The 22,674-nt window shown below is 50.7% G+C and carries 18 protein-coding genes; 12 read left to right on the top strand and 6 right to left on the bottom strand.

The genetic code is table 11. The features are described 5' to 3' along the window. The first annotated feature begins 32 nt into the window (after positions 1 to 32). Complete coding sequence (locus LAT75_RS00340; protein ID WP_291480616.1) at positions 33 to 503, top strand: GAF domain-containing protein; 471 nt, start codon at positions 33 to 35, stop codon at positions 501 to 503. Between the two features lie 122 nt (positions 504 to 625). Here the strand turns inward: LAT75_RS00340 and LAT75_RS00345 are convergent, their stop codons facing one another. Then, complete coding sequence (locus LAT75_RS00345; RefSeq protein ID WP_291480617.1) at positions 626 to 2,737, bottom strand: helix-hairpin-helix domain-containing protein; 2,112 nt, start codon at positions 2,735 to 2,737, stop codon at positions 626 to 628. 10 nt (positions 2,738 to 2,747) lie between these two features. Then, entirely contained in the window at positions 2,748 to 3,533 is a 786-nt protein-coding gene (locus LAT75_RS00350) for a hypothetical protein (RefSeq protein ID WP_291480618.1), read from the bottom strand. Between the two features lie 222 nt (positions 3,534 to 3,755). Here LAT75_RS00350 and LAT75_RS00355 point away from each other — a divergent pair, with 222 nt between their 5' ends. The 8 genes from LAT75_RS00355 (at position 3,756) to LAT75_RS00390 (ending at position 9,746) form a co-directional block, all read left to right on the top strand. Continuing rightward, positions 3,756 to 4,676, top strand: coding sequence for a DUF4835 family protein (locus LAT75_RS00355; protein ID WP_291480619.1), 921 nt, complete (start codon positions 3,756 to 3,758; stop codon positions 4,674 to 4,676). Between the two features lie 21 nt (positions 4,677 to 4,697). Then, entirely contained in the window at positions 4,698 to 5,348 is a 651-nt protein-coding gene (locus LAT75_RS00360) for a hemolysin III family protein (RefSeq protein ID WP_291480620.1), read from the top strand. Between the two features lie 108 nt (positions 5,349 to 5,456). Next, complete coding sequence (locus LAT75_RS00365) at positions 5,457 to 6,080, top strand: MarC family NAAT transporter (RefSeq protein ID WP_291480621.1); 624 nt, start codon at positions 5,457 to 5,459, stop codon at positions 6,078 to 6,080. A 205-nt stretch (positions 6,081 to 6,285) separates the two neighbouring features. Next, a complete protein-coding gene (locus LAT75_RS00370) occupies positions 6,286 to 6,591 on the top strand; it encodes a hypothetical protein (RefSeq protein ID WP_291480622.1) in 306 nt (101 codons plus the stop codon). Between the two features lie 72 nt (positions 6,592 to 6,663). Further along, positions 6,664 to 7,032, top strand: coding sequence for a hypothetical protein (locus LAT75_RS00375; RefSeq protein WP_291480623.1), 369 nt, complete (start codon positions 6,664 to 6,666; stop codon positions 7,030 to 7,032). Between the two features lie 146 nt (positions 7,033 to 7,178). Next, on the top strand, positions 7,179 to 7,769 hold the full coding sequence (locus tag LAT75_RS00380) for a DivIVA domain-containing protein (protein WP_291480624.1): 591 nt from the start codon (positions 7,179 to 7,181) through the stop codon (positions 7,767 to 7,769). Positions 7,770 to 7,796: 27 nt separating this feature from the next. Beyond that, the gene (locus LAT75_RS00385; RefSeq protein WP_291480625.1) at positions 7,797 to 8,633 is read left to right on the top strand and encodes a purine-nucleoside phosphorylase; all 837 of its coding nucleotides are present in this window, start codon (positions 7,797 to 7,799) and stop codon (positions 8,631 to 8,633) included. Between the two features lie 150 nt (positions 8,634 to 8,783). Further along, positions 8,784 to 9,746: a hypothetical protein gene (locus LAT75_RS00390; protein ID WP_291480626.1), complete on the top strand. Its 963-nt coding sequence runs from the start codon at positions 8,784 to 8,786 to the stop codon at positions 9,744 to 9,746. A 102-nt stretch (positions 9,747 to 9,848) separates the two neighbouring features. Here LAT75_RS00390 and LAT75_RS00395 read toward each other — a convergent pair whose 3' ends face one another. The 3 genes from LAT75_RS00395 to LAT75_RS00405 all read right to left on the bottom strand — a co-directional run bounded on the left by LAT75_RS00395 (position 9,849) and on the right by LAT75_RS00405 (position 17,518). Next, a complete protein-coding gene (locus LAT75_RS00395) occupies positions 9,849 to 10,919 on the bottom strand; it encodes an isoaspartyl peptidase/L-asparaginase (protein WP_291480627.1) in 1,071 nt (356 codons plus the stop codon). Positions 10,920 to 11,020: 101 nt separating this feature from the next. Then, a complete protein-coding gene (locus LAT75_RS00400) occupies positions 11,021 to 15,073 on the bottom strand; it encodes a CotH kinase family protein (protein ID WP_291480671.1) in 4,053 nt (1,350 codons plus the stop codon). A 264-nt stretch (positions 15,074 to 15,337) separates the two neighbouring features. Beyond that, a complete protein-coding gene (locus LAT75_RS00405; RefSeq protein WP_291480628.1) occupies positions 15,338 to 17,518 on the bottom strand; it encodes a glutamine synthetase III in 2,181 nt (726 codons plus the stop codon). A gap of 351 nt (positions 17,519 to 17,869) precedes the next feature. Here LAT75_RS00405 and LAT75_RS00410 point away from each other — a divergent pair, with 351 nt between their 5' ends. Genes LAT75_RS00410 through LAT75_RS00420 form a run of 3 tightly spaced genes read left to right on the top strand, consistent with a single transcriptional unit; the run spans position 17,870 to position 21,275 of the window. Further along, positions 17,870 to 18,787 carry a 1,4-dihydroxy-2-naphthoate polyprenyltransferase gene (locus LAT75_RS00410; protein WP_291480629.1) on the top strand — a complete coding sequence of 306 codons (918 nt, stop codon included), beginning with the start codon at positions 17,870 to 17,872 and terminating at the stop codon, positions 18,785 to 18,787. 3 nt (positions 18,788 to 18,790) lie between these two features. Next, on the top strand, positions 18,791 to 19,870 hold the full coding sequence (menC, locus tag LAT75_RS00415; RefSeq protein ID WP_291480630.1) for an o-succinylbenzoate synthase: 1,080 nt from the start codon (positions 18,791 to 18,793) through the stop codon (positions 19,868 to 19,870). Then, positions 19,854 to 21,275, top strand: coding sequence for an AMP-binding protein (locus LAT75_RS00420; RefSeq protein WP_291480631.1), 1,422 nt, complete (start codon positions 19,854 to 19,856; stop codon positions 21,273 to 21,275). The genes menC and LAT75_RS00420 overlap by 17 nt, the downstream gene beginning before the upstream one ends. Before the next feature lie 52 nt (positions 21,276 to 21,327). Here the strand turns inward: LAT75_RS00420 and purB are convergent, their stop codons facing one another. Next, positions 21,328 to 22,620 carry an adenylosuccinate lyase gene (purB, locus tag LAT75_RS00425; RefSeq protein WP_291480632.1) on the bottom strand — a complete coding sequence of 431 codons (1,293 nt, stop codon included), beginning with the start codon at positions 22,618 to 22,620 and terminating at the stop codon, positions 21,328 to 21,330. Positions 22,621 to 22,674: the final 54 nt, after the last annotated feature.

Raw genomic sequence — 22,674 nt, forward strand, 5'->3', positions numbered from 1 at the left:
CGTCCGCTCAAAACTCATCAAACTTTTCATCAATGCCTTACGACAAATCTGTACTCAACACCCTGCCTGCAAAGGCTGAAGAAATCATCGCTTCAAATACCGACCGCGACACCATCCTGCTTGAAATCTGTAAACTGCTTCGCGATACCGTACCGGTTTATGACTGGGTCGGTTTTTACATCGCTGATCCTGAAACAGTCCGGGAGCTTTATCTCGGCCCGTATGTGGGTGAAGCCACCGATCATACCCGTATCCCTTTTGGGAAAGGAATCTGCGGTCAGGTAGCTGAATCGCACAAGACCTTCGTTGTTGAAGACGTTCATGCGCAGGATAATTACCTTTCGTGCAACATTCATGTAAAGAGCGAAATTGTAGTACCGATCCTTAAAAATGGTGATTTCGTTGCTCAGCTCGATATTGACTCCAACACCCTTGCGGCAATGGATGCGCACGACCAGCAGGTACTTGAAGATATTTGCGTGAAGCTAAGCCCCTTGTTTTGAGGCGAATTTGAGCCTTAACGAACCACACTTTTAGGGAAAGTATATTTTGGGGGAGGAGTGACGGCAGAATGCACCCCGGGCTGCTCTGCTTCAGCCGCAGCAGCTTACAAAGCCGTCTCGACTCATATGCGGACGCGCATTTGCAGCCCGATTTGTGAACGTACGTTGCCCTGAGCCTCCGTGAGTCCGCTGCCGGTTGTGCTTCTGTCTTCAAATACCGTGAGCCCGTACTTCAGCCAGAAATCAAAGCGGGATGCCGTTGCGTATCGCAAAAGGGCATAGGCACGCTGCCCGGTACCGGATAGCATTGTATTTGAAAACACATACAGCAGATCATTTTCATACATAAAAATCCGGGATGCAAAACTGTCGGTTTCAAACACCGCAAGCCGCAGATCAACGGTTAGTGCTGGAAGGGGATTCCAACGCACATCCTGAAAGAGCAGCACACCATAATCAGGGCTTTGCGCATCGCGGTTGCGGGCACGTACCCATTCAGCGCGGGTACGCAGCCGCAGTTGTGGCAGCACCTGATACTCGGCTTCTGCGCGCATCGAGGTTCGGGCATCCTGCCCTGTCGCCATTAGCGAACGGCCGAAGGCATCAGTTACTTCATAGTCATTTTCTCTGATTTTACTTCTCGCCACAAAGTAGACGGAAAACTGCCGGCTGAACCTGAAATCCAGATATCCAAGCATATCATACCCGGACGTTGCCTGCGTAGTGCCGAAACGCGGTGCCGGAAACCGAAAACGGTCGTAATAAAACCCCGTCGATACCAGCCGGCTGAACCTGTGCGTGAGGCCTGTGTAGAGCCCTTCCTCGTTTCGGGGGCGTCCGCTGCCTTCCCCAAAAGCCGAACCAAATAGCGATTGAAAATCACGGGCATAATTCCGGTAGATAATCGTGATATCGGTGCCTTCACCTAAAGGGTACTGAAGCCCGCTGATTAAGCCGGTACCTCCGTTGCGGCTTCGTGCTGCTTCCCCAAAAAAATAAAGCGGGGCCAGAAGTAAACGGTAATCTGCACCAAAAGCCGAAGCCTGCCTGCCTTCAAAATCGTAACGGTTATGAAGCGCATCTCCCGGCACAATGTAACGGTTGTAAGCCGCATGATAGCCGGTGGTGCCAATCATACCGTAGCGGCCGGAGTAGGTGATGCGACCGCCCGCCATATCGAGGCGGGTATTGTTGCGGCGCTCCCGCTCTGTTGGGGTGCGGTGAAAGCCGCTCGCAGAGGGGAAACGAATGGTCTCCCCATCGATAACAGAGGCACTCAGGGGCCGGCTCGAATAAAACCCTGTGAGTTGCAGCTGCCGGCCAACGGTTGCCGCCACACCCCTCATAAAGCGCGTCTGCTCGCTCGACTGATAGGGTGCAAGACCGCGCTCAGCCCTGAGCGGACCGCCGGACACATCCCGCCCTTTGCCAAAGCCAAGGCCGGTATGCAGTACAAGCCCCTGACCGGCCCAGATTCCGTAGTCGCCAACTACAAAGCGCCTCACCATGCCAACATTCTGAATGCCGGCATGCCATGAATTAAAATCAAAATCGTACGGTCTGCTCAGAGGCTCACCCGGAGCCTTAAGCTGTGTAAGGTTAAGCGAGAGGTGCCGGCTGCGGTAGTTAAAGCGCTGATAAACACGCCACGGACCACCGGCGTAGCGGGTCTGCCCTTCAAACTCGGGAGGGGTGAAACCGGCTTGTGTTTCCAGTACCCGCTGCCCGCGGCTTATGTACTCAAAGCGGCCACGGTAGGTCCAGTAAGCGGGGCTTGTTAAGAGCATTCGGGCCAGCTCAGCACTGCTGCCTACAGTAACATAAGGCCGGATGCGGTCAAGGCTCACCCGGCCAATCCCACGGATCTGAAGAAGCTCTTCGAGGCTTTCAAAAGGTTTTTCCCCTCTCCTGGCAACAATGGCCTGAGCCTGAGCAAGGCTGATTCCGGGAACCTGAGCCAACTCCTGAACCGAGGCGCGATTAATGTTAAGCGGGTTTGATGCGAGATCGAGCAGGAATCCGGCGAGGTCTTCCTGCCCCTCTGTTTCGTCGTCAGGCTCAGTTTGTTCGAGCAACCATTCCAGCTCCCGTTCAAGTACCCGAAGCGAATCCGGCGGTATGGTTTGCTGAGCCATCAGGGGAAGCCCCGGGCCCGAAACAAACAGCATCAACAGTACCGGGAAAAACCATAACCGTTTGCTGAATATCAGCTGTGGTAGCCGGGTAGATTCCATGGCAGCGTCCTTAAAAATGCAGGGTCAGGTCAAGCCCGGGGCTCCATCCGAGCACGTAGTGCTGCTGAGCAACCAGGTTGATATGAAAATTAGCAAAGCGATAACCGGCGCCGGCAGAGAAAGTTTGAGGGGCAGTTGTAAGGCCGCCCCTCAGCACGAATGCATGGGAAAGCTCCATCTCAAGGCCAGCGCGGAAAGCCAGCGGAAACCGGACATCTTTAACCGCATCAAGTGCGAACAGCGCTTTCTCCGAGATGGTATAGGCAAGGCCAAGGGCAAACTCGGCCGGCAGTTCCTCACGGGCTTCGCCGGCTCTGCCCCGGTTAAGGTTGGCCGCGCGCGCGCCGAAACGAAGTTCAGGGATGACCTCCCAGGCCAAACCAATATCAATCGCTGCCGCTCCGGCTGAGCCGTAGCCTTGTATAAGAAGATGGGTATAATTGAGTGCAAACCCGGCATAGAAACCAGCATACCCGTACGAATAGCCAAGGCGCAGCCGTGTTTCGCGGTAAAGCTCGTCACCATAGGTGTGAAGTCCGGAGGCAGCTACACCCCCAAGCACCTGATAGGTTGCAGCCATTGCTGCATCAGTAAGCTCAGCAAAGCCATAATTGCGGATGCCGTAAAACGATACCGACCGGGGGCTGCCTGCTGACAATGCAGGATTTGCGAAAACCGCCCATGCGCCATCACCTGCTGCGGTTACAGCCTGCCCCATACCCACCTGACGAGCCCCAAGCACCTGCTGCGCATACAGCTGTGGCCCCGTAAGTGCCCCTGCAAGGAAAAAAAACAAGCCTGCTAAAACAGCTTGCAACCTCATGCCCGTATGGTACCTGTAATCATACTTTTCCATAGATGCTTACGTTTTGAAAGCTTATCTTTTTGCGAGATGAGCAATGGATACTTAAAATCCAAAAACCTTACAGCTCTTAAAGGAAAAAATCAGATTTCCTGCTCCGGCAATGGCTGTTCTGCTTATCAAATACTAATTTTGCTCTGTTAAGCCCGTTTTATTTTGTACAAGCCTGCAAGCCATTCTTTTTTCGTTTACGCTATCTTTCTGCTGCTCCTCATTCCGGCCTATTTTGCGCCTGCACACGGGCAGGAAATCCGGGCACGGGTTGATCTGAACACCAGCCAGATCAGCAGCTCAGACTATGACTACCTGAACGAGCTCCGCACCCTCATTGAGGAATATGTAAACGAAACACGCTGGACAGAAGACAGCTACCTGGAAGATGAGCGCATTGAAGTCGACATCCGCATTACACTAACCAATGCCGATAATAACGCCAACTTTGATGCCAACCTGATTATCCAGTCCAGCCGGCCAATCTACAACACCCTGGCTAAAACGCCCCTTGTACTCATCAGCGACAACGCCTGGCGCTTCAATTTTACACGAAACCGAAACATCCTCCGGGATGATTTCCAGTATGACGACATTGCCTCCGTAATTGATTTTTATATATTTATCGTTCTGGCTTACGATTATGACACTTTTTCTGAGCTTGGCGGCAACCCCCACCTTCGCCGTGCAGAAAATATTCTGAATGTGGCACAGTCAACCGGAGGGGCCTCCGGCTGGACCTCCATCGGTACCCGGCGTAACAGGCACGGACTCATCACACAGCTCAACAATCCAAACTATGAGGGCTTTCGCCGGGCCTTGTACAAATATCACCGCCTGGGTCTTGATCAGTTTACCCTAAACCCCGACCGCGCAAGGCAGAACATTCTGGAGGCGTTTAACCTGCTTCAGGAAACCCGCCGGCAAACAACTGAGCGGTACTTGTTCGACCTGCTTTTCTCGGCCAAAAACCGGGAGTTCACCGCGGCCTTTTTAGATGCGGAACTCTCAACGCGGCTTGAAGCCTTCAACCTGCTTACCGAGCTTGATCCAAGCCATATTTCGGAATATGAAAAATTACAGTAAAACCCGCTTTCCGTTAGCTGTATGAAAAAAATAGTATCCCGAATTAAAGACCCCATAAGCTGCCTTACACACATGGCAGGGGCTTTTTTCGCCGTTATCGGGCTCATCCTGATGCTACTTACCGCCAATGCCCCGATAGAAGCAATAGCTTTCAGCATATTTGGCGGCACCATGTTCCTGATGTACCTGGCAAGTACGCTTTACCACCTTTTTGATGCCGGTGATGCGCTCACCAAAGCCCTCCGGAAATTCGACCATGTGATGATCTACTTTTTCATCGCCGGCACCTTTACACCCTTCACCTTGCTGCTGATTGAAGGAAATCTCCGCTGGGTTTTCATGGGTATAATCTGGGGGATAGCCCTCGCCGGCATGGTTTTTAAATTGTTCTGGCTTCATGCCCCGGCATGGCTCTCGATCACACTTTATTTAGGGATGGGCTGGCTGGGCCTGCTGATACTTCCCTACGCCTTTGGCAACCTGAGTGCCGCTGCCGGAAACTGGATTATTGCCGGCGGTCTATCTTACACAATTGGTGCTGTAGTTTATGGTGTGAGGCGGCCCGATCCCTGGCCCGGCACTTTTGGGTTTCATGAGATTTGGCACCTTTTTGTGATGGGAGGGAGCTTCAGTCATTTTTGGGTGGTGTACCGCTACCTTCCGCTTGGCTGATAGCAACAACACTAATCAGGGCCGGAAAAGCCTTATATTTGAGGTCGCACCCGCATCAGATCTAATACGCAAGCGGGTTAATATACTCACGCAAAAAAAAGGATTTCATTGATCTCCGTCGGTTTTCTGCTCACAACATTTATTTCCATTTTTTCCATCGTGAACCCGTTTACGGCCATGCCCGTATTTCTGGCCCTTACCGGAGATCTAACGGAAAAGGAGCGCAATAAACAAGCTTTATGGGGCGCCATTTATATGGTTATCATCCTGGGGGCCTTTCTTTTTGGCGGTCAGTATATCATCAGTTTTTTCGGGATCAGTATCGAAGGCATCCGGATTGCCGGCGGGCTCATGATTATGCGGTTTGCCTATTCGCTGCTTAACCCTGCAGAAGGCGGGCGCAAAATCACACCTGAAGACGAACAGGAGAGTCAGAATAAACCCGACATTTCCTTCAGCCCGCTGGCCATGCCGCTGCTGTCCGGGCCCGGCAGCATTGCGGTTGTACTCGGCTTTGGCTCACAAACTACCGGTGTATTCGATGCAGTTCTTGTATTTGTGGCAATTATACTGGTAGCTGTTGCCGTATTTGGCGTACTTTACGTAGCGCCGCGCCTCATCAAAATACTGGGTAAAACAGGTATGACCGCCCTCACCCGCATGATGGGCTTTATTGCCTTATGTATCGGAGTGCAGTTCATCATAAACGGCATCTCCATGCTGATTGTGTAGACTGAACCCATCATCGCCACTGATTTACCCTGTTTTCACTGAAGTTATGCAGCGGTTTGATATCATCATAAACAACAGTAATTTTGAAACGCAAACAGATCACATCCGTAAAAATATAACATGCCGCCACTGGCTAAAACTTCCCTTCCCTTCCTCAAATCAGCCATACCTGACTTAGAGGTATCACTTTAAATCTTATTTTACCATGGGCCTCTGGACCGCAATCGTCATTATAGTAGTAATGAGCCTTCTTGCTGATATGTATAACAAAAATCAGAAGAACAAGGCACGCTTCAGCGGTAATGACAAAAAGATTAACGAGCTTAACGAGACCATTAAGACCCTTGAAAAGCGCATTGAAAATCTTGAAATTATTGCCGTATCTGATCCCGACAACTTTCAGGACCGTGCCCGCAATACCTCCTATTACCATGAACCGGAAGAACCGGCGCGTGCCAATCAGCGACTGGTGAACGAGCTGGCCCGGGCCAAACAGGGCGGGCAGAGATAAGCAGCCCATGTCCATTGCCGGTTTAACACGGCAAGCATAGCTGAATCCATCAACCTGCAAAAAAAAGACTTTATGTTCAGCGAAGACATCATCATCCCTCTTGTTGCCATTTTGGCCGTTTTCGGGCCTGCCTTCTACCTTATTTATGCAGGAGCCAAACTCATCCGGTACCGGATTGACCGCAAGTATGCACATGAAAACAGCAGGGAAGTTAAAGAGCTGCGAGAGTTTATGGAGCGCACGGAACTTCGCCTGCAGGCCCTCGAAGAAATCGTAAGCGAAGATGGCGTAATTCTGGAAGATGCGGTTGCCAAAGCCGAAAAACGCATCTCAAAGCCCCGGAAGATTTCAGCTGACTACCTCAAAGAGAACAGCACCCCTGCATCAGATAACCCTGCTGACCCCGGCAGCAGCAAACTCAGAAATCAGCTTAAATCGTGACATAATGCCCGCAATTCGTTAACTTACCTGACCTTGCACTTAATTTTGCTGCAAGGTCTTTTTTTTTATCTGACCTGTGCGCTTTATCCTGCTCAGGCAGCAGCATCCCGTTATCATCCCGAAACTCCTCACTCTGTGCAGCCGCCATGACGATTACAGCCCTTGATATTAAGCAGCGCAATTTTTCAAAATCCCTCAGAGGGTACGATCCCGCAGAGGTAAATGCTTTTCTGAACATGCTGGCTAACGAATGGGAGCATCAGGTTACCAAAATAAAATCGCTTGAGCGGGATGTACGCGAAGTAAACGACAAGCTAAGCCACTACCAGCGAATTGAAGCAACCCTGCACGAAACCCTGCAGACTGCCCGCGAAAATGCTGAACAAAAAATGGAAAATGCCCGGAGAGATGCCAAAAACAAGCTTCAAAAGGCTGAAATTGAAGCCGAACAGGTTATTAAAGAAGCCCGCATGCAAAAGCAACATATCCGGCAGAGCATCCTCAAATTACTTGAACGCCGCGAAGAAATTATCAGGGGGATGAGCTCCTACCTCGATGTAGCTCAGAAATCGCTGGATAGCTTCCACAAAGACGGGCAGGGCGTTTATCAGCTCCCCCGTGATGAAGCCGAAACAGAGCCCCTGCCGGTTGACCGGAAAAAAGATACCGCCGCCGGAATTGCCAAATCAGCACCCGGCACTGAAGATATTGACGACCTTATCGAAGAATTAGATTAACCTTTCCGTTTACATAATTTTTTAAAAATGACATTCGACACTATAGAAAGCTTCCGAAACAAAAGAGCCGAAGCTGTAGATTTTATACGTTCCAAAACCGACTATCAACCTGAAGTACTCATTATTTTGGGTACCGGCCTCGGCAATCTTGCCCGTGAACTTGATGCCGAAGTTACCATCAGCTACGAAGACATCCCGCACTTTCCCGTTTCAACGGTTGAGTCACACTCCGGCAAGCTGCTTTTCGGCAGCCTTGGCGGCAAACGGGTTGTACTAATGCAGGGCCGTTTCCACTACTACGAAGGCTACAGCATGCAGGAAATTGCTTTTCCCGTTCGTGTAGCGCAGGCTTTGGGTGCGCGGGCGCTTCTGGTAAGCAACGCTGCCGGCGGCATGAACCCGCTGTTCCGCCGTGGCGACATCATGTGCATCACCGATCATATCAATATGCTGGGCGACAACCCCCTGATCGGGCCTAATGACAACGAACTCGGCGATCGCTTCCCGGATATGAGCGAACCCTACAGCAACCGTCTGGTAAAAATCGCCGAAGAAGTTGCGCTCGAAAGCCGCATCAAAATGCATCAGGGGGTTTACGTGGCCGTTCCGGGGCCTAATCTTGAGACCCGCGCCGAGTACCGTTTCCTGCGCCTATTCGGAGCTGATGTGGTTGGGATGAGTACCGTGCCAGAAGTAATTGCCGCAGTACACATGAAAATGGAAGTTTTTGGCATCTCTGCCATCACCGACGAGTGCTTCCCGGAATCGCTTCAGCCGGTTGTGCTTGATGAAATTATTGAAGCAGCATCTATCGCTGAACCCAAGCTCACTAATGTGATCAAGGGTGTGCTTGAAAAACTTTAGACCGAAACAGTAGCTTCTGCATAAGGTACGCATGGATTGACATCTACAATTATCCGTTTTTTCTTCGTACCTTATGCGGCACCACTTCATCACTACTGATGAATCAGCCATACAGCGACACACATCATTACCAGGCACCAACTTCTTGCTATGAAATCCAACTCTTCGAACGATATTTGGGACGAGCACAGATGGGAAACCCATATAAATGAGGCGGAACAAAAAAGTGAAGAAATCCGCCATTTCTTAGATAAAACCTTCGGCAGCGAGGGTCCGCGTTGGGTTAAAATTTTACAGGAATCTGAATCGGAGCACGAAGCGCTCGATGCATATATAGAGGAAGAACTCCTGCTCGATGAAGCCTATCTCCCCGACGATGATGACGACTGGGATATTGACGATTTTGACGACTTTGACGACGATTTTTTTGCTGCAACTGACAGTCAACCGATTGATTCAGATGGTGATTCACCTAATTCAGAGGCAGATGCAGATGCACATCCTTATCCAGGGTCGGATGTCCCCTTTGATTTCGATCCTTTTGCGCCGATTACAGGCAGCAGCAATAATAACAAAATAAACAGTCAGGATGATGACGACGATTATTCGGATGAATCCGGTGATGACGATCTCGGAGAATTCGACGATTTCGACGATTTAGATGAAGGCGAAGAATGGAAACTGCTCAGTAATGATCACACTTTGAGCGACTTCGGTTCACTTGACAATCTCGATGTTTATGACCGTGCTCATGCTTTCGGCACGCATATGCTTGTGAGATCTGCGCATTTATATTTCGAAAAAACTGAGGATCAGCACCTGTATAATCTGTTCATGGCTGATGTGCTTCAGATTAGTGCAAAAATTGCTGCCGGCTATACGCTTGGTTTCTTTGATGATATGCTCGGTGGCAATATCGCTTTTTGCAAAAAGGCGCTGCACGCTGCCAATCGTGCACTGAACAACCTTCGGTTCATTAAAGAACGCAATCTGGTTTTCGGTGAAATTGAGTACCGGCAGCTGCACTGCGACCTCTTTGAGATCCGTAACGACCTTGGTATTTACATACAGGAACTGCGGGATCTGTTCGATCAGCACCAAAACTTAATGTGATGTAATCTATTTTAAATCAGCTTCATTTAACCCCAAAAAGCCCGCAGGAACAAAGCTGTTTCTGCGGGCTTTTTGGGTTTTGTAAAGCAGCTTTCCTTGTCTTTAGCGGGAAGCTTCAGCCTCGTTTTCATCCCATATAGCAACCTCAAAGCGCCCGTTTGAATCGGCAGCTCCGCGAAACATTCCCCGGCTGTTGAAGATCATGGCAATTTCACCAGTGTGGCTCACCCCGATAATTCCGCCGTCACCCGGCTGGAGTTTGTCATGAATTACGATGCGGGCCGCTTCATTAAGGGAGGCTCCTGTGTATTCCATAATTGCACAAATCTGAAATGCAACGGCATGCCGGATGAATTCTTCCCCGGTTCCGGTTGATGAAATAGCACAGCTTTTGTTGTTGGCATAAGTACCGGCACCTACAATGGGTGAATCCCCGACCCGTCCGAAACGCTTGTTCGTCATGCCTCCGGTAGAGGTTCCTGCAGCGAGGTTGCCGTTGCGGTCGAGCACGGCTACGCCTACGGTACCATACTTGTTGTCGTCTATTGCCTGATACGGATTCATGGATTGCGCACTGTCGTCATGATCGAGGGTTACTTCATCGCGCTCCCTTGCGCGTATCAGCTGTTGATGGCGACGCTCGGTGTAGAACCAGGACTGTTCTACACGCTCAACACCAGCGCCGTCGGCAAAGCGCTCAGCGCCTTCACCGGCAAAAAGCACATGCCGCGAGTTTTCCATCACATGGCGGGCAAGGGTGATAGGGTTCTTCACCGTTGTTACACCTGCTACTGCACCGGCAGCAAGGTTACGGCCGTCCATAATGGAGGCATCCAGTTCAAAGGTTTCAGCATTTGTCATAACAGCCCCCCGGCCGGCATTATAAAGGGGGTTATCTTCCAGCAGGCGAACAACCTGTTCAACCACATCAAGTGCATCAGCACCATCGGCAAGCATGCTGCGCCCAAGCTCGAGTGCCTCTGCGAGACTGTCAACATATTGTTGCTTAATTTCCGGATCTATATCCCGGGAAATTACACCGGCCCCGCCGTGTAAAGCGATCGCATACTCAACCCGCTCTGCAAAGGTTTCCGAATCAGATTGATTGCTTTCGGCACATGCGGTAAATAGCATAAGGGCGATACCTGATATAAAAAATAAACTGTGCTTCATTTTGGTATTTGCTTGGTTAACGGCTATAGTTGGGTAGTTTCCAGGCCGAATATGCCCCGATTAACTTGCTTTTCCAAATCCGGCAGGGTTCAGCTGCGGGCTTATTTCACAAGCAGCATTTTTTTTACCTGCACAAAGCTGCCGGCTTCTACCCGATAGAGATAGACCCCGCTGGCAATGGGGAAGTTTCGTGCATCAAATGTAACAGTATGTGTACCGGCACTTTGCATGCCGTTTTGGAGGGTCGTTACCAGCTGCCCATTCACACTGAAGACATCAAGTCGTACATGAGTTGGCTCCGGAATCGAGTATGTGATTTGGGTAGCCGGATTAAACGGATTGGGGTAGTTTTGATAAAGCACAAATTCAGCTGCCATCTCCGTGTCTGTTCCGGGCGCCGAAACCGGTGTAAGTAAATCCAGAATAATGGGAAAACTGCCTCCGCCTGATGGATTTACCGTAGAAATGCCTTCTGCCCAAACACCATCCGGACTGGTGAGTACCTCAATTTCGTGGCCGTCAAGCAGGGAGCGTTCCTCAACACGCCTAATGCCAAACGGGAAATCGTTTGGCAGCATTACTGCCCATCCGCCGTCAGTAGTTTCTACCCACTCCCGGAAGAAAGCGGCATAGCGGTCATCAAACTGAATACCAGACTGTTGCACAAAAGTCGTATAAACAGGGCGGTCAGCACCGGTTTCATCATCATAAATTACCACAAAATTACCGGGTACAGCATTAGAAAAAGCGGCTACTCCCGTAGCCTGATCAGCTTCCTGCCCGAACGACAGCACCCGGATATCAGAGGTTGTATCAAGCACATGATGCACGCCGCTGCCACCTTCGCCATCATTAAGCATCAGGCGAATGCGAAGAATACCGCCGGGTGTAAACCGCCTGTTTCCACTTGGTTCCGTAATAAACCAACCCTCATACTGACCTTCACCGTTGGTTGTAAAGGTATAATGACCCGTTTCGAAAGCGGCCTGGCTAAAATCAGGGGAGGAGGTGGTACGGATAAACGAGGATGCATCATTGCCGGCAAATATCATGTTTCCGGCTCCGTTTTGGTGATAGTCATCCTCATCATCAATCACCCGATTGGCGAAGCGGTACGTTGCATTAGGCTTCAGACCTTCGAGCTTCAGCCGATAGGCAAAAGGGATGCGGTCATTATTTTCAGGCTGCGCTCCCTGCATGAAGGCAGGCATTATTACTTCTGTGAGCGCTGCCACCCGAAGCGGTTCACTTATAACACTATGGGTTTCGGAGGCAGCCTGTAGCCTATAAATACCAGGCTGTGTAAAACTGATTCCGTTAAACTGCGCGCGGCCGGCTGATGCACTTACTGTAAGGTTTCCGGTTAGCTCTCCGGGGCCATCAGCCTTGCTGAGTGTTATAGTGCCGTTAAAACCGGAATCCTCATTACCGCTTGCATCAAACACAATTACTTCGAAAGGCTTCAAAGAAAAACCGGTTTGAGCTGTTGGGCTCAGCTGCGCAAACTGCAGTGGCTCATTCACTTCAAAAGGTTCTGCCGATATGCGGATGTCTGCCAGCCTCAGCTTGCTGCGCTGTCCGCTTTCACTATCGAGGCGAACGCCGGTGTAGTAATATACCCAACGTAATTCCGCATAGCTGCGGTTGAGTATTGCCTGAGGCAGTTCTACTGGGCCTATATAGGAACTGTGGCCTGCTGAACTGTTCCGCTCGTACTGTACCGGTTCACCATTGCTGTCCAAAACATCCTCAAAATTATCATTCGGGCTGATGCGATACTGCAAGCGAATGTTATAGACTCGTGAATTCGGCAATACGGTACCGCCTCTCCAACCGGCATATAGCTGTGCAGTACCTGATGTGTTCAGCCCCACGACTGCTGCACCCAGCCAGCCGCCGCCCTCTTCCTGCGCGTTAGCTGTATTAATAAACCCGAGCCCTTGATCACCAAGGCCATTTAAGCGGCTGCGGTTTGAGAGGTTATAGGGAAGGGTCCAGGCTTCATTAAACTCAGATGTAAGGGTAGGATCGGCAACGGTAGCCTGATAGAACATCATATGAGCGGGGTAAGTACCGGCCTGTTCGGTTGCACTCCAGCTGCTGAACGTAAAATCGCCCTGAACCATGTGCCAAGGATCAATAGGTGGCTCAGCTCCGTCGTCATCCTGCGGAACAAAAACAGCCGTCAGGTTGGTAGCCTGCTGCGGTGATACAGCGATAGCGGAATCGGTTGAAGAAACGCTTCCAGTCCATTCTGAAAAAACATAGCCTGTTCGGGCAACCGCTTCGAGTATTACTGATACACCACTAAAGTAGGTACCCGACCAGGGGTAGGGCTGAGCGCTAATACCCGGTGTGCCCTGTCTGATTTCCGTTTGATTGATACGGATGTACCCGTGCGCAGGATCGCTTACATCAAGGGTGATTTGTGCCGGAGCCGATGACAGGTTGAACTGCTGCCGGATGTGCTGCCGGAGAAAATCAGGGCGTTCAGCGGCAAAATCACGCATTACCTGAATATGCTGCTGCCATGTTTCCTCCGAAACCGGGCGCCTCCAGCGGTTGATGTGTTCCTGAATTTCAGGCAGATACATGGCCTCAAGTGAATCCAGCCGGGTCTGTACGTACTCAGGGCTGAAAACCGTGTTCAGCAAATCTGCCGCCCGGTTGATAAACTGACGCCGGTATTGCTGGTTTTGAAGCAGCTGCCGCGGGATGAAGGTTGCCCATGGCGGATTTGGCCATCCGGGTCCGTTATCCTGCAGAGCAAATGCAAGGGTGTTATGTGCCGGACCCTCCTGATAACCCTCTACGTAGTTGAAATCAAGCCCAAAACCAAAATCAGTATCAAACATCATCCATCGCCAGCGCCCGTCAGCACCGGGTTCACCTTCCGGAAGCGTACTGTTTGTTCCGCGCCAGTATTGTTTATTGTTTCCCGGCCAGTCTGTATTGCGGAAATAAACCTGTGCCAGAAAGTAATCGGTGAAGTTTTCCACATCCATACGGTTGCGGAGCTCTTCAAAATTGGCATTATTTGCTACACCGGGATTATTGAGGAATGACCTCATTTGATTGTAGTGCGTGAGGCCCTCTGGGTTTCCGCTGTCAAAAACGGAGTTGTTTTCAGCAATCGTGAAGCTTTCCTGATTTCCCGAATCTAAACTGTAATGGGTTTCAAGATAGCGCTCATCAAGCCGGTCGCGGATATTGTGCACGCCCCAGTATTCCCCGTTAATAAATACGATGGCCGGGCGTGAGTGCTGCATATCAACCTCAAGGCCCCGTATGAGCGACTGCATGAAGCTGTCCCGAAAGATAGCTCCGTCCCAGTCGTTACCGCTGTTTCGGAGCAGCAGCCGCTTAAACTGCCCGATTGGTTTGTCAGGAAATATCTGATGGTTAATCCAGGAGGTTCCGTAATCAGAGCGGGCATACAAACGGAGTGATTTGCGGGGCCTGCTGCGGCTTGTGCCGCCGTGTATTCGCACACCAATACCCTGCGAAAAAGCAAGTGAGCCGTCATCCTCAAAAAACTCAATCCATGCGGGCCGCTCCCATTCCCGCCCGCGCTGATTGTAATTCAGGTTATTGCCGGGCACATAGATTCCGATTTCATTATCAAAAAAATTATCCCTGTGCGAAGTAATGGAAATAACCGGCATGCTGTACCGGCTGAGGCCCGCTTCATCAATGATAAAACTCCCCGTGATCACCTCACCCGGCTGCATACCTTCAATATAGGCACGTGCTCTGATGGTGTGGATTTTAAAGACTTCACCAAATGGAGGCTGCCAGGCTTCGTTGTACTGATCGTGTGCCGGGTCGATGTTGTTGGTTGGAATCATTGAAATATCATTCGGCTCTCCGACCCTTGAACCCAACAGCAACGGCCCGTCGAATATCGGGCTGTTTTCATCGGGCTCGCTCCCATCGGTTGTATAACGAATTACAGCCTGCCCTCCGGAAGAGATGAACAGGCTGATAGGCTCGGTATAAAAACCGGGCGCAAGACTAAACTGCGGCACGGGGGCTGCGGCTTCGGGTTGCTGAACCTGTTCTGCCTGCTGTTGGGTATCATTGAAAGCATAGGATACGTTTCCCGAACCATGGGCATGCAGCACATTGACCTGTAACAGCATCAGCAAAAGCATCACAGCAACCACAGCTGGTTGTGTGTAAAAGCGGAGGGGCATTTATTTAGGGGGAGGGCTGTAACGAATGATCGATAGAAAACGATTTTATTTATGGAAGGCCAACGGATTACAGAGCAATCCATTGGGTTATGATAGTGCATTATAATAATTTAATGCAATTACGCAACTATTATGCGATTTTTTGTTACAAATCTCACAAAAAAAGGCGGCCTCCCGAACGGAAGCCGCCTTTTTATAAAAACACTGCCTTGCAGATGCTGCTTACTTTATAAACAGCATGTCTTTGTAGGTAGGCATTGGCCAGTAATCGTCGGCTACGTAACGCTCGAGGCGGTCGGCAATCTCGCGCACCTTGTTCATCGCAGGGATGATGTTAGTCCGCATATGCTCAGCCTTCTCAACCTCGGTTTCGCCGCCGAGTTCTGCATTTTGCTCCATAAGCTTTTCATTGGCTTCGATAAGGGCATCAAGCTCTTTAGCAAGATGATCTGCTACGCGCTTAGTACCGGAAATCGTAAAACCAAGCTTCTCGCCGCGGTCAAGGGTAGCGGCAAGCTCATTCAGGTAACGGATAATAGCCGGGATTACCATGGTCTGAACCATTGATGCGGTTGTTTCACCTTCAATGTTGATACCCTTGAAGTACTGATCCACAAAAATTTCAAAACGGGATTCGAGCTCGGCCGGGCTGAGCACATTGTACTTTTCAAACAGGGCTGCATTTTTGCTGCTCTTAAGGTATGGCAGGGCATCCATAGTGGTTTTCAGGTTAAGCAGGCCGCGTTTGGCTGCTTCTACCTGCCACTCTTCTGAGTAGCCGTCGCCGTTAAAGAGGATGGCATGATGCTCGTTCGTCACGTTTGTGAGTACAACTTTGAGTGCCGACTCAAAATCAGCGCTCTTGAGCTGCTCATCGAGCAGGTCACACATGTAGTCTACGGCTTCGGCCATAACCGTATTCAGCACTGTAACCGGCAGTGAGATCGATTGAGCTGAACCTACTGCACGAAACTCAAACTTATTGCCGGTGAAGGCAAAGGGAGAGGTTCTGTTTCGGTCGCCGGCATGTTTTGGCAGCGGCGGCAATACAGGGGTTCCGAGGCCAAGCAGCCCACCTTTCTTAGACGACTTCAGCTCACCAGATTTAATCTGATTGTAGATATCGTCGAGCTGATCGCCCAGAAAAATTGAGATTATGGCAGGAGGTGCTTCATTCGCACCGAGGCGATGATCATTGCCTGCTGAGGCTATAACAGCCCGGAGCAAATCCTGATGTTTGCTTACTGCTGAAATAACAGCGGTACAGAAAAACAGGAACAGCATATTCGAATGCGGGTCGTTACCCGGCTCCATCAGGTTTAATCCGTCAGAAGTACTTACAGACCAGTTGGTGTGCTTGCCGCTTCCATTCAGGCCGGCAAAAGGTTTCTCATGCATGATACAAACCAGGTCATACTTCCGGGCTATCTTACGAAGCACAATCATGGTAAGCTGCTGATGGTCAGCCGCTACGTTGGCGGTTTCAAAAATCGGGGCAATCTCATACTGGCCCGGGGCTACTTCATTATGGCGTGTTTTAACAGGAACTCCGAGTCGGTAAAGTTCTTTTTCCACATCAAGCATGTAGGAAAGCACACGATCCTGAATAGACCCGAAGTAGTGGTCGTCGAGCTCCTGACCTTTAGGCGGAACGGCACCAAAAAGAGAGCGGCCGGCCATCACGAGATCCGGACGGCGATAGAAAAATTCCTTATCGATGAGGAAGTACTCCTGTTCTGCACCTACGGTAGAAGTAACGCGTGTAGCCTCAATACCGAAATACTCAAGGGCGCGTAAGCCGGCTTTGTTCAGAGCTTCAACCGAACGCAGCAGCGGGGTTTTGTGGTCGAGAGCTTCACCTTTCCAGGAAACAAAAGCCGTAGGAATGCAAAGGGTTGCACCGTTTTCATTTTCCATGATGAAGGCCGGGGAAGTAGGATCCCAGGCGGTATAACCACGTGCTTCAAAAGTGGGGCGCAGGCCGCCGCTCGGGAAACTTGAGGCATCCGGCTCACCCTGAATCAGTTCTTTGCCTGAAAACTCGGCTACAGCACCGCCACCCTGATTAGGCGTAATAAAGCTGTCGTGCTTTTCAGCAGTATGTCCGGTAAGCGGCTGAAACCAGTGAGTGTAGTGTGTGGCACCGCGCTCAGTAGCCCAGTTTTTCATTACAACTGCAACTGCATCGGCCACATCCGGATTTAAAGGTGCATTATCAGTGACCGTTTTTTTGAGTTCCTTCCAGATTGTTTTTGGAAGACGGGCCTTCAATTCAGTAAGATGAAGTGCATTTTCACCGAAAATACCAAGGATGTCGAATGCCTTGCCGCTCTCACTTAAAGAGCCGTTTCCGGGGGATTTTACAGCAGCTATTGCATCGAATCGTTTGAAAGATTTACTCATAATATAGTCTTGGATTTGTTTTGAGGGCCGGTTGCGCTTTGCACCGGTCTGATTCGGATTCAATAATAAGGTAATTTTTCCTAAATGCCATACTTTTTTAAGTCCAATTTGTTTAACCCCAAACTTTGGTAGGTCGCATAGCCTTAACACAACTAAAAAGCGCTTTTAGATTAGATGTGATGCGTTACGCCCTAATTCTGCAAGTAAAAAAGTGCTTACAGCCTGAACCCGCACTTTCAGCTTAAAAACAGGGCAGCTGCCATTTTAGGGAATGATTTTGATGATGAATCAGTATTTTCAGATGCCCATAGCCAACTGTTTCAATTACTGTTCAAATTCCAACTTTTTTTTGTGAGCACACCCGATTCGGCCCTGCTTCCCCCTCAGTCACAGCTTTCGGTTTGGATCGCCGCCATGCGGCCCAAAACCCTTGCCGCTGCTTTTGTTCCCGTACTGATAGGCGGAAGCCTTGCCTACAGCCATGATTCCTTTCTTGCCCTGCCCACCTTCGCAGCTCTGATGTGCGCTTTTCTGATTCAGATTGGCACCAACTTTGCAAACGACTACTACGATTTCAAAAAAGGGGCAGACAGCACCAATCGGATCGGCTTCGTAAGGGCAACTTCAGCCGGGCTTATTGCCCCGGAAAAAATGCTGCGTGCAACAATCCTTACCATGGCTGCTGCTTTTGTGCTGGGCCTCTATCTGGTGTGGCACGGCGGCTGGGTTATTTTGCTGATCGGCCTGCTATCCATTTTGTTTGGAATTCTTTACACGGGCGGCCCTTTTCCACTGGGCTATAATGGGTTAGGCGATGTATTTGTCTTCCTCTTTTTTGGTTTTGTAGCGGTGATGGGCACGTACTATCTCAACACCTTTACCTGGTCGGCACAGGCTTTTTGGGCTTCCATTGCAGCGGGTGCTCTTTGCACGAATATCCTGGTAATCAATAACCTCCGCGATGCCGAAGAAGACCGCATTACCGGCAAAAAGACCCTCGGCGTACTTTTTGGCGATAGCGCTCTGAAAATCGAATACGGCCTAATGTTAGCCCTGGCATTTGCCATCCCTCCGCACTTTTTTGTTCAGGAAGGCTATAACTGGCAAGTACTCCTGCCAATGGCTCTGATTTTGCCTGCAGCTGTTCTCTACCGCAACGTACTGATTGTACCCGACAAGCGAAGCCTCAACAAAACCCTCGAACAAACCGCACAGTTTATGGCCGCCTTTGGCATATTTTTTTCAGCCGGTTTGGTGCTTGGTGCATAAAGCATGAAGCTAACGATCTTTAAATACAGCCTCCCTTTTCGCACACCCTTTCGCACAGCCGGTCATATTTTTGAAACGCGGGAGGGGTTGCTTTTTTTGCTGGATGATCAGGGCTACCTGCTCGCATCAGAAGCCGCGCCTCTTCCCGGCTTCTCCTCCGAAAACCTTACTGATATCCTGGTCTATCTGTCTTCAAATCCCGGCTGGTACCGATTCTTGAGCCTGCACGACCTTCCGGATTTTTCTGATAGTATGCCGCCATCCCTTCAGTTTGCCTGCTCTGTACTCTGGCTTAAGCACAAAGCTCATAACAGCAACACTTCCGTTACTGTAGTTCTTGGAAAATCTGCGGCTGCCCGCGTTGCCGTAAATGCCGCCATTGGCCTGGGCAGTGCTGTTGAAATTACATCTAAAACCAGGCAGGCTGTTTCCCATGGCTTCAAAACCATTAAATACAAAGTTATAGGAGAAGCTGACGAGCTACTTTCGGCCCTTAAAACCATCCGGAATACTTTTCCCGCACTTAAACTGCGCCTCGATGCTAATGGCTGCTGGCATCCTAAAGAAGCAGCAGCAGTACTCCAAAAGTTCGAGCCGCTCACGATTGAGTACTGCGAACAGCCGGTTCAGCCGGATGATGACCACCACATGGCCTGGTTGCGCAACCAAACCAGCATCCCCCTTGCTGCAGATGAATCCGCCCGTACCCCTGCGGATGTTCAGCGAATTCTAAGTAACAGGCTGGCTGATGTGCTCATTATTAAACCTATGTTGTGCGGCAGCATTACAAACCTGCTTCGGATTTCTGATGCTGCAAGAAAAGCGGGCACGGATATGATTTTCACCACTTCTCTCGACAGCGCTCTTGCCCGCAGAGATACCGCCGTTCTTGCCGCGGCTCTGTCAGATAACGCAGCTATGGCGCACGGACTCTCAACCGGCAGCCTGCTTTCACAGGATACGCTTAATGAGCCTGACCCGATTTTTAACGGGCTGTTCGAAACGGCCGGCATTGCCCCCCTATTAAACCCTAAATCGCTGAACTACAGCGTTTTACATAAGCTATATGAATTTACCGTTTAACTTCCGGCCTCCTGTTCCGTTTATTTTTTCGGCGGCAACAGGCGGGCTTCTCGACCTCCGCTCTACCCGGGAAACGGTAATCCGGATGGCGGCCGTCATAAAGCGCTGGCACACACAATACTGCTCTGAACCTGAGCAACCGCTTAGCTTCCCCGCCAATCACCGCATGGCTCCGGAGTTTATTGCTGCATGCTGGCATGCTTCTGTTCCCTACTGGATTGAACCCGCACTCGCATCAGCCACTATCACAGCCCGTGCAAAACACCTGCTTAACCCGGTACCCTACCACTGGAAGCAGGCTCTGGATGAATATCTTAAAAACAACGGCGACGACTTTCCAACAAGGTCTTATACAGATGATCCGGAATCAATTTTCAGCTACCTGTTTACTTCAGGAAGCAGCGGCGCGCCCAAGCTTGTCGCGCTGCGCCGGGCACAGATGCAGGCCGCATTCAGTAGTATGGAAACCAGCCTGCTCCCTGACAGACTCGAATCGTGGCTGCTTTGCCTGCCGCTCAATCATATTGGCGGCGCAGCAGTTGTACTTCGGTCGTGGCTGAACGGCAACTCCATTGTTGATGCGCGCATGTGTGGTTACGATGAAATGCTGGCTCAACTTACAGGAAATGAATCCCTCACTCTGGCCTCTATGGTACCCACACAGCTTGACCAACTGCTTGAAATCGGAAAAGCCCTGATTGTTCATCCCGGTTTTAAAGCCATCTTGCTTGGGGGAGGACCTTCACCCAACGCGCTAATCGAAGAAGCCCGCTCCCGCGCAGTACCTGTAATGAAAAGCTACGGTATGACCGAAAGCTGTGCCCATGTAATCAGTGTTCCCTACAAAGAGCTGGGTAACGCCCCTTTTGGCAGCAGTGGCAAAGCAAACCCCGGACATTATGTTCAGATCCGGGATGCGTACGGAGCCGTTTTACCGGCAGGAGAAACCGGCCTGCTTTGGCTAAAGGGACCACAGCTGATCAATACCTACGCCGATGCCCCCGCAAACAGCCCCGCCTCGTTTGATGCTGATGGCTGGTTCTGCACCGGCGATTACGCACGGCAAGACTCCGGCGGCTGGGTTTACATTGAAATGCGGCGCTCTGATCTCGTAGTAAGCGGAGGGGAAAACATCAACCCCGGGGAAGTTGAATCCATACTGCGCAGCGAAATAGACGGGATTGCCGACCTGGTAGTAGGCGGACTGCCGGATGCCCGATGGGGGCAGAGGCTGGTTGCCTGGATCGTGTTTGAGGGCGACAAACCTGATCCGGATAAGCTCCGTAGCTGGCTCAAAGAAAAAATGCCGGCATGGATGGTACCTGCCGAATTCAGGTTTCCGGAGCGAATACCGCGTAACGAAATGGGTAAAATTCAGCGGGAAGCCCTGGAAAAGCTTTTATAGTTTAATTCCCGCCTCCTTTATTGCAGGCTTTGGTCAGGCCTGGCCAAAGCCGCTAAAGCCCGACACGGGCAAAAATCCGGTTAACCTGTGCCATATGGTGGCCAAGATCGAATGCGTCTTCAACATCTTCTTCCGAGAGTTTCTCACGTACGGCATCACTGCCCAAAACCAGGGGTTTGAGATGTGTTTGCTGCTCCCAGGCCTGCATGGCAAGCGGCTGTACTGTATCGTAGGCTTTTTCGCGGCTGAGCCCTTTATCTATGAGCTTGAGCATCACGCGCTGAGAAAAAACAAGACCGTGTGTGAGGTCTATATTCGACTTCATGCGACCGGTGAAAACCACAAGCTGCTCCATAACGCGGGCGAATCGGTGGAGCATATAGTCCAGCAAAATGGTAGCATCGGGCAGGATGATGCGCTCCGCTGATGAGTGTGAAATATCGCGCTCATGCCACAGCGGCACGTTCTCGAATGCCGTAACCATGTAGCCGCGAATCACCCTTGCACAACCGGTGATGTTTTCTGAGGAAATCGGATTCCGTTTATGCGGCATGGCCGACGAGCCCTTCTGACCTGCGGCAAAATATTCCTCAGCTTCCCGGGTTTCGCTTTTTTGGAGATGTCTCACTTCAACTGCCATCTTTTCCAGGGTGGATGCAATCGTAGCAAGGGTAGCTACGTAATAGGCGTGGCGGTCGCGCTGCAGGGTTTGGGTGGAAATCTCGGCAGCTTTGAGACCGAGAATACGGCAGGTAATTTCCTCAACCTCCGGCGGGATGTTCGCAAACGTGCCAACAGCCCCGGAAAGCTTACCGACTTCTACATCAGCGGCGGCCATAACAAAACGCTTTTGGTTGCGCTTCATCTCGGCAAACCAAAGAGCGCATTTCAGGCCAAAAGTTGTGGGCTCTGCGTGAATGCCGTGTGTGCGGCCCATCATTACGCTGTGCTTGTGCTCAATGGCTTTGGCAGCGAGCACATCACACATGCGCTGAATGCCGGCGGCAAGAATTTCATTGGCTTTTTTGAGCCGTACCCCCCATGCTGTGTCAACCACATCGGTTGAGGTAAGGCCATAGTGTATCCATTTTTTTTCGGGGCCCAGCGTTTCGGAAACCGCGCGGGTAAAAGCTACAACATCGTGCCGGGTAACAGCTTCAATTTCAAGGATTCTGTCAATTGAGAAGCCGGCATTGTTGTACAGCTCATCCACATCTTCGGAAGGAATGTGCCCCAGCTCGCTCCAGGCACGGCAGGCTGCAAGTTCAACATCAAGCCAGGCCTGGAACTGCGCCTGATCGGTCCATATTGCCGCCATTTGCGGCCGGCTGTAGCGTTCTATCATAGTAATAAGCAGGTTTTGTTATTAGCAGAAAAGGCAGGGCGGGGCAGAAGTGCG

It is taken from the genome of Cyclonatronum sp. (assembly GCF_022565315.1).
Taxonomy (GTDB): Bacteria; Bacteroidota; Rhodothermia; order Balneolales; family Cyclonatronaceae; genus Cyclonatronum.

Excerpts from the sequence above, each read along its gene's own strand:
- menC (WP_291480630.1), top strand. The coding sequence starts at position 18,791 with ATGAAGCTAACGATCTTTAAATACAGCCTCCCTTTTCGCACACCCTTT.
- LAT75_RS00380 (WP_291480624.1), top strand. The coding sequence starts at position 7,179 with ATGACGATTACAGCCCTTGATATTAAGCAGCGCAATTTTTCAAAATCC.
- LAT75_RS00405 (WP_291480628.1), bottom strand. The coding sequence starts at position 17,518 with ATGAGTAAATCTTTCAAACGATTCGATGCAATAGCTGCTGTAAAATCC.
- LAT75_RS00420 (WP_291480631.1), top strand. The coding sequence starts at position 19,854 with ATGAATTTACCGTTTAACTTCCGGCCTCCTGTTCCGTTTATTTTTTCG.
- LAT75_RS00385 (WP_291480625.1), top strand. The coding sequence starts at position 7,797 with ATGACATTCGACACTATAGAAAGCTTCCGAAACAAAAGAGCCGAAGCT.
- LAT75_RS00360 (WP_291480620.1), top strand. The coding sequence starts at position 4,698 with ATGAAAAAAATAGTATCCCGAATTAAAGACCCCATAAGCTGCCTTACA.
- LAT75_RS00395 (WP_291480627.1), bottom strand. The coding sequence starts at position 10,919 with ATGAAGCACAGTTTATTTTTTATATCAGGTATCGCCCTTATGCTATTT.
- LAT75_RS00375 (WP_291480623.1), top strand. The coding sequence starts at position 6,664 with ATGTTCAGCGAAGACATCATCATCCCTCTTGTTGCCATTTTGGCCGTT.
- LAT75_RS00345 (WP_291480617.1), bottom strand. The coding sequence starts at position 2,737 with ATGGAATCTACCCGGCTACCACAGCTGATATTCAGCAAACGGTTATGG.
- LAT75_RS00370 (WP_291480622.1), top strand. The coding sequence starts at position 6,286 with ATGGGCCTCTGGACCGCAATCGTCATTATAGTAGTAATGAGCCTTCTT.
- LAT75_RS00400 (WP_291480671.1), bottom strand. The coding sequence starts at position 15,073 with ATGCTTTTGCTGATGCTGTTACAGGTCAATGTGCTGCATGCCCATGGT.
- LAT75_RS00340 (WP_291480616.1), top strand. The coding sequence starts at position 33 with ATGCCTTACGACAAATCTGTACTCAACACCCTGCCTGCAAAGGCTGAA.
- LAT75_RS00390 (WP_291480626.1), top strand. The coding sequence starts at position 8,784 with ATGAAATCCAACTCTTCGAACGATATTTGGGACGAGCACAGATGGGAA.
- purB (WP_291480632.1), bottom strand. The coding sequence starts at position 22,620 with ATGATAGAACGCTACAGCCGGCCGCAAATGGCGGCAATATGGACCGAT.